This window comes from Moorena sp. SIO4E2 (assembly GCF_010671945.1).
Taxonomy (GTDB): domain Bacteria; phylum Cyanobacteriota; class Cyanobacteriia; order Cyanobacteriales; family Coleofasciculaceae; genus Moorena; species Moorena producens.
This window is the reverse complement of sequence record NZ_JAAHIE010000012.1, coordinates 48,760-55,206: the sequence shown is the minus strand read 5'-3', so window position 1 is coordinate 55,206 and position 6,447 is coordinate 48,760. Positions and strand designations below refer to the sequence as shown.

At 43.9% G+C, this 6,447-nt stretch carries 4 protein-coding genes; all 4 read left to right on the top strand.

Annotated elements, in window-relative coordinates; translation table 11 throughout:
* Window positions 1–1,146: 1,146 nt before the first annotated feature.
* Entirely contained in the window at window positions 1,147–2,457 is a 1,311-nt protein-coding gene (locus F6K37_RS02640; protein WP_287247988.1) for a peptidoglycan-binding domain-containing protein, read from the top strand.
* Between the two features lie 102 nt (window positions 2,458–2,559).
* On the top strand, window positions 2,560–3,105 hold the full coding sequence (gene pyrR / locus F6K37_RS02635) for a bifunctional pyr operon transcriptional regulator/uracil phosphoribosyltransferase PyrR (protein ID WP_008184410.1): 546 nt from the start codon (window positions 2,560–2,562) through the stop codon (window positions 3,103–3,105).
* A 35-nt stretch (window positions 3,106–3,140) separates the two neighbouring features.
* Window positions 3,141–4,169 (top strand): type 2 isopentenyl-diphosphate Delta-isomerase, encoded by a 1,029-nt coding sequence (gene fni, locus F6K37_RS02630; protein WP_287247985.1) that lies wholly within the window; start codon window positions 3,141–3,143, stop codon window positions 4,167–4,169.
* Window positions 4,170–4,413: 244 nt separating this feature from the next.
* Window positions 4,414–6,231, top strand: coding sequence for a signal peptide peptidase SppA (gene sppA, locus F6K37_RS02625; protein WP_287247983.1), 1,818 nt, complete (start codon window positions 4,414–4,416; stop codon window positions 6,229–6,231).
* Window positions 6,232–6,447 lie beyond the last annotated feature (216 nt).

Here is a 6,447-nt window from a genome sequence, read left to right as displayed (position 1 = left end):
TATCCAGGAGATTTACCTTTTGAGGGTAATTATCGAGTAGATTTACTTTGATCACATCCGTTATAACTCTTAAATCCAGCAGGAAATTGACTAGCTCCGGAAAGATTTCATGGTTGGGCTCAAAAAACCGAAGAGACTCAAAATAACAGACTTGAGGATGGGCCAACAACAATTAGGCATGGTCATCCCCTTTGGAATTAATCTAGAGCGTCAGGTTGCTCAGAGGGGGTTTTGGCACAGTGATGATCCGCGATCGCATCACTGTGGAGCGCCGATCACAATAAAAACCCCCAGCTGTCAGCTGGGGGCAATATCCAGGAGATTTACCTTTTGAGGGTAATTATCGAGTAGATTTACTTTGATCACATCCGTTATAACTCTTAAATCCAGCAGGAAATTGACTAGCTCCGGAAAGATTTCATGGTTGGGCTCAAAAAACCGAAGAGACTCAAAATAACAGACTTGAGGATGGGCCAACAACAATTAGGCATGGTCATCCCCTTTGGAATTAATCTAGAGAATTGGGTTGCTCTATAGCAATAAGCGCGCGGGTATTTACAAATAATGGTGAGGGATAAATTCCTAAAAGCTTTGTCAAACTTGGCTTTTCTCTTCCGGTCTTGATGCAGTCGCTCACGCCTGCATCAAGACCAGGCTAAAAAATGTAGTTAATAATACTCTTAAGCCTCGAAAACTACTTTTTACCTATTCCTTGTTTAAAACTTCTGAGGCGATCCGATCACTGTGCGACGCGATTACAATAAAAACCCCCAGCTTACTGCTGGGGGAAATATCCAGGAGATTTACCTTTTGAAGGTAATTCTCCTGGATATTTACCTTTACCACATCCGTTATAACTCTTAAATCCAGGATGAAATTGACTACATCCGGAAAAATTGCTAAAAGATTGCTCCTTAAAGATTGATCATTGTTGGGATCAAAGATATTACCTGGGAATTGGTGAAGGAGTGATCATCTCAAGGGGTGATCGGGTAAAGGGATGATCGGATCAGCAGTTATGACCGATGAAGGCAACTGGGGATGACTTGGGCAAGAGTGATGTCTATTAAGATGGTAGTGTTATGAACACAATACAAATATTGCTAGATAACTGGCTATCATAAAAAAAAATTTGGTAGGAAAGTGATGGAAAGCTTAGTCTGCGTTAATCTTGCCGAGTCCTATGAAGACGCGGATAATTTTCAGTGGCAAGATGATAATGGTTTAATTCGATGGTTGGATGGGCTAAACAGTCCCACTATTCCTAGTTCAGCTTGGATCAAGATTAGTGCGATCGCAATTGCCCTAACCATCCTCAGTACCGCTGCTCATGCCAGTGCTAAAGTACTTCAAAAAGGCAGCCGTGGAGCACAGGTGACTTCTCTTCAGAAAGAGTTGGCAGCGGCTGGCTTTTATAAAGGTCGGATTACTGGCAACTATGACATATTAACCCAGTCTTATGTTGCTATCTTTCAGCAAAAGAAGGGACTACCAATAGATGGTGTGGCTGGACCAAAAACCCTAGCAGCCTTATATAAAACTGCTGGTACTGATATTCGTCTCCCAAGCAACACACAGCTGAAACGCGGTAGTAGAGGAACGGTAGTCAGCGATCTACAAAAGAAGTTGACAACCTTGGGATTTTTTAATGGTCCGATCACTGGCTATTACGGGCGCATGACCCAAGCAGCGGTAATTAAATTTCAGCGAGCCAAGGGATTACCTGTGGATGGCGTTGCTGGACCAAACACATTGTTCGTAATTAATGGTGGTTCTATCAAGAACGCCACTGAGTTACGGCGAGGTAACAAGGGAACTGCTGTGACCAAACTGCAACAGCGGATGAGGGAGTTGAAAGTCTACAACGGTCCAGTAACTGGATTCTACGGTCGTTTGACTGAGGCAGGGGTCAGAAACTTCCAGCGTAAGAGGGGACTACCAGTCACTGGTATTGCTGACTCTCGTACTTTGTCAGACTTAGCCAAAAATCCTAATGATAAGGATAATCTTACCAACGTGACTGAGTTGCGACCAGGCAGCAATGGCCAATCAGTGACAAAACTGCAAAATCGCCTTGCACAGTTGGGATTCTACAAAGGGCCAGTCACAGGATACTATGGTAAACTAACTGAGACTGCAGTCAAAGAGTATCAGCTTTCTCGGGAACTGCCAGCAAATGGCATTGCTGACTCTCGTACCTTATCAGCACTACGGGGCAATTCTTCTGGAATTGCCGTTGCTGCTAGCATCATTACTCCATTAAAACGAGGTAGTAGTGGCACAAGAGTGAATAGCCTTCAGAATCGCTTGATTTACCTAGGCTACTATAAAGGATTAAAAGATGGCGTATTTGGACCAGCCACAGAGGCAGCCCTGAAGCGATATCAACGGGACAAAGGCTTATTTCCCAATGGAATCGCTGATGCTAAAACCTTTTCATCTCTTTCTCCACGGTGATAGGTTTACATCTGGTATAATCTCAAAACCTTGAAAGCCCCGTCCCCCCCTAACTATAGGAGTGTGGGCGGGGTATCCTGCTGAAATTTTTAATAAATCAGGATGCCTACTCAAACCATTGAAATCCTATCAGCTGAAGAACTGCGCCGTACAGTAAATCGTTTGGCATCTCAAGTGATCGAACAAGTGAGTGATTTGTCCAAACTAGCACTGGTCGGTATATATACCAGAGGTGTTCCTTTAGCTCAGTTGCTAGGACGTCAGATTGAAACCCTAGAGCAGGTCAGTGTGCCAGTGGGAGCGTTGGATATCACCTTTTATCGGGATGATCTCGATCGAATTGGCATTCGCACCCCAGCAAAAACAGATATTCCCTTCGATCTTGATCGTAAGATAGTGGTGTTGGTGGATGATGTCATTTATAGAGGACGTACCATTCGTGCTGCTCTAAATGCGGTGCTTGAGTATGGTAGACCCCAAACGATTAAATTATTAGTGCTAGTAGACCGAGGACATCGGGAACTGCCGATTAGTCCAGATTTTACCGGCAAGCTACTCCCCACATCCGCCGAAGAACAGGTAAAGGTTTATCTAAACGATAATGATGGTCGGGATGGAGTGGAATTAATTAAAGTAATTAGCGCCTGAATCATGATCAGATTGCTCTTATTTTCCAAATTATTATGACCCAAACCCAACAGCGAAAGGCTGACCACATCAGGATTTGTCTCGATGAAGATGTTCAATTTCGTGCCAATACCAATGGACTTGAAAGGTACCGCTTCACTCACTGTTGCTTACCAGAACTAAACCGCAGTGAGATTGACATATCTACCACATTTCTCGGGAAATCCTTGGGAGCACCATTGTTGATTTCCTCTATGACTGGTGGTACTGAACAGGCAAAAACGATTAATTTTCGTCTGGCTGAGGTTGCCCAACATTACAAACTAGCCATGGGGGTTGGTTCTCAGCGAGTAGCTGTGGAAAAACCCGAGGTTGGTCATACCTTTGCGGTGCGCTCCCAAGCTCCAGATATTATCCTATTTGCCAACATCGGTGCGGTTCAGCTGAACTACAGTTATGGACTAGAAGAATGCCAAAAGGTGGTTGACCTGTTAACAGCAGATGGGCTGATTTTGCACATCAATCCCTTGCAGGAGTGCATTCAAGCTAACGGGGATACTAATTTCAAGGGTTTACTTGACAAAATTAATGGTTTATGCAGTAAGTTAACGGTACCAGTGATTGCTAAAGAAGTGGGTAATGGCATCTCAGCCGGTATGGCCCAAAGGTTGCTGGAGGCTGGTGTTACCGCTATTGATGTCGCTGGTGCGGGGGGCACCTCTTGGGCAAAGGTAGAAAGTGAGCGAGGATTAACCGCTCATCAGCGTCGGTTAGGACAGACCTTTGGTGACTGGGGTTTACCAACCGCTGAGTGCATTACCAGTATTCGAGCCATTGCCCCCGACATTCCCCTAATTGCATCTGGGGGATTGCGCAATGGTTTGGATGTCACAAAAGCGATCGCATTAGGAGCCGATATTGCTGGTCTAGCATTACCATTCCTGCAAGCAGCAGCTGAGTCAGTAGATGCCGTTGATGCCTTAGTGCAACTGTTGATGGCAGAAATCACTACCGCTCTATTCTGCACCGGTAATGCTACTTTGTCTGATCTCAAGGAATCCGACACTTTGAAAAAGTTAGGATAGTAATAATAGGGAATAGGGAATAGGGAATCGGGAATCGGGAGTAGGGAATAGGGAATCGGGAATCGGGAATCGGGAATCGGGAATCGGGAATCGGGAATCGGGAATCGCCCTTAATCCTTAATCCTTTATGCTTAATCCTTAATCCTTAATCCTTAATCCTTAATCCTTTATGCTTAATCCTTAATCCTTAATCCTTTATGCTTAATCCTTAATCCTTAATCCTTAATCCTTAATCCTTTACCAAATGCGTCAATTTCTCCAACAAACTTTTGCCAGCCTAGTAGGAAGTATTGCCGGTTTAATTCTATTTTTTAGTTTAGCTACTAGTGGATTCCTGTTTCTACTGATTGCAGTAGCATCCAAAGATACAGGGCCACAGGTTCAAGATAAATCAGTGCTGGTGTTTGATTTATCGGTCAATATCAGCGATACCAATCCTACCTCAAGCACCAGTGAAGTGATTGAAGAGGTGTTATCGGGTCAACAAACCAATATCATCCCTTTGCGCAAGGTCCTCGATACTCTAGATAAGGCAACTAAGGATAAGCGCATTGTTGCCCTCTACCTAGATGGATCCGCATCTAAAACTGTTGGCAACACTGGCTTGGCAAATCTCAAGGAGGTAAGGGAGGCTCTGGAGCGTTTCCGAGCTGCTGGGAAAAAAATTATTGCCTATGACGTGGATTTGGGAGAACGAGAATACTATCTTAGCTCGGTTGCGGATACGATAATTCTTAACCCGATGGGCGTTGTAGAAATCAATGGCTTGAACTCTCCCCAACTTTTTTTGACCGGAGCTCTCCAAAAGTATGGTATAGGTGTTCAGGTGGTTCGAGTTGGCAAGTATAAGTCCGCAGTTGAACCGTTCTTGCTCAAACAGCTGAGTCCTGAAAGTCGGGAACAGACTCGAGAATTGTTAGATGATCTTTGGGATGAATTTTTGACAACAGTGGGGAAAAGTCGTGAGATTACTCCCAAGACCTTGCAAGCGATCGCTAATACTAAAGGGATGTTGATCGCATCAGAGGCCAAAACTCAAGGTTTGGTGGATCAAGTTGGATACTTCGATGAGGTGATTGCTACTCTCAAGGAGCTTACTGGAGAAAAGAAAAAGGATAAATCGTTCCGGAAAATTAAGCTGGCTACTTACGCTAGAGCGAAAAGTCCTTACTCTAAAAATCGCAAGTCTAAGCATAAAATTGCCATAATTTATGCCGAGGGTAGCATTGTTGACGGTCAGGGAAACTTTGAGCAAGTGGGGGGTGAACGCTTTGCTAAACAGCTGCGCGAGCTACGGCTGGATAAAGATATTAAAGCAGTAGTGCTAAGGGTTAATAGTCCTGGTGGCAGTGCTACAGCCTCTGAGATTATTCAACGGGAAGTGCGGCTTATCCGTGAGGAAAAGCCAGTGATTGTGTCGATGGGCAATGTGGCAGCTTCTGGTGGCTACTGGATTTCTACCTATAGCGACCGAATTTTTGCTGAGCCAAATACTATCACTGGTTCTATTGGTGTCTTTGGTGTACTTTTTAATATCCAAGAATTAGCTAACAACAATGGTCTGACCTGGGATATTGTACAAACAGGTTCTTTAGCCGATATTCAAAGTACTGTCCGTCCCAAAACAGACCAAGAGTTGGCAATCTACCAAACCATGGTTAATCAGATTTATGACCAGTTCATTGACAAGGTAGCAGAGTCACGTAAATTGCCTAAGGGCAAGGTTAAAGACATTGCTCAGGGACGGGTTTGGTCAGGTATAGACGCCAAGCAGATCGGTTTAGTTGATGAGATTGGGGGTATTAATGATGCTATTAAGCATGCAGCTAAGCAAGCTAAGTTAAAGGATGATTGGAAAGTAGAAGAGTATCCAAAAATTCCTAGTTTCGAGGAAATGATTCTGAAGACCCTGAGTAATGATGTTAGGCTCACAAGCCGACAATTACCTGAGCCACTAACTACAGAATTGCTGAAGCTAAAAGAGGATTTGGCAATTTTAACAACCTTGAATGACCCGAAGGGGATTTATTCTATTTTACCGTTTAACTGGCGGGTAGATTAAGGGTTGAACGCGATGGACGAAGTCCCGCTTTCAGCGAACGCGTGGCCTTTAGGCCAAGGTTGTCTGTCAGAATGCAGAATGTAGAATTAAGAATGTAGAATTCCAAATTCTACATTCTGCATTCTACATTCTTAATTCAAAACTATTGGAAATTGAGCTTCTTTAAAGTTTTTTAAGATTCAGCTAGAAATCGAAAGCAAAACTTCGCTGACCTAA

Coding starts and splice junctions, on each gene's coding strand:
- F6K37_RS02640 (WP_287247988.1), top strand. CDS start 1,147: ATGGAAAGCTTAGTCTGCGTTAATCTTGCCGAGTCCTATGAAGACGCG.
- sppA (WP_287247983.1), top strand. CDS start 4,414: ATGCGTCAATTTCTCCAACAAACTTTTGCCAGCCTAGTAGGAAGTATT.
- fni (WP_287247985.1), top strand. CDS start 3,141: ATGACCCAAACCCAACAGCGAAAGGCTGACCACATCAGGATTTGTCTC.
- pyrR (WP_008184410.1), top strand. CDS start 2,560: ATGCCTACTCAAACCATTGAAATCCTATCAGCTGAAGAACTGCGCCGT.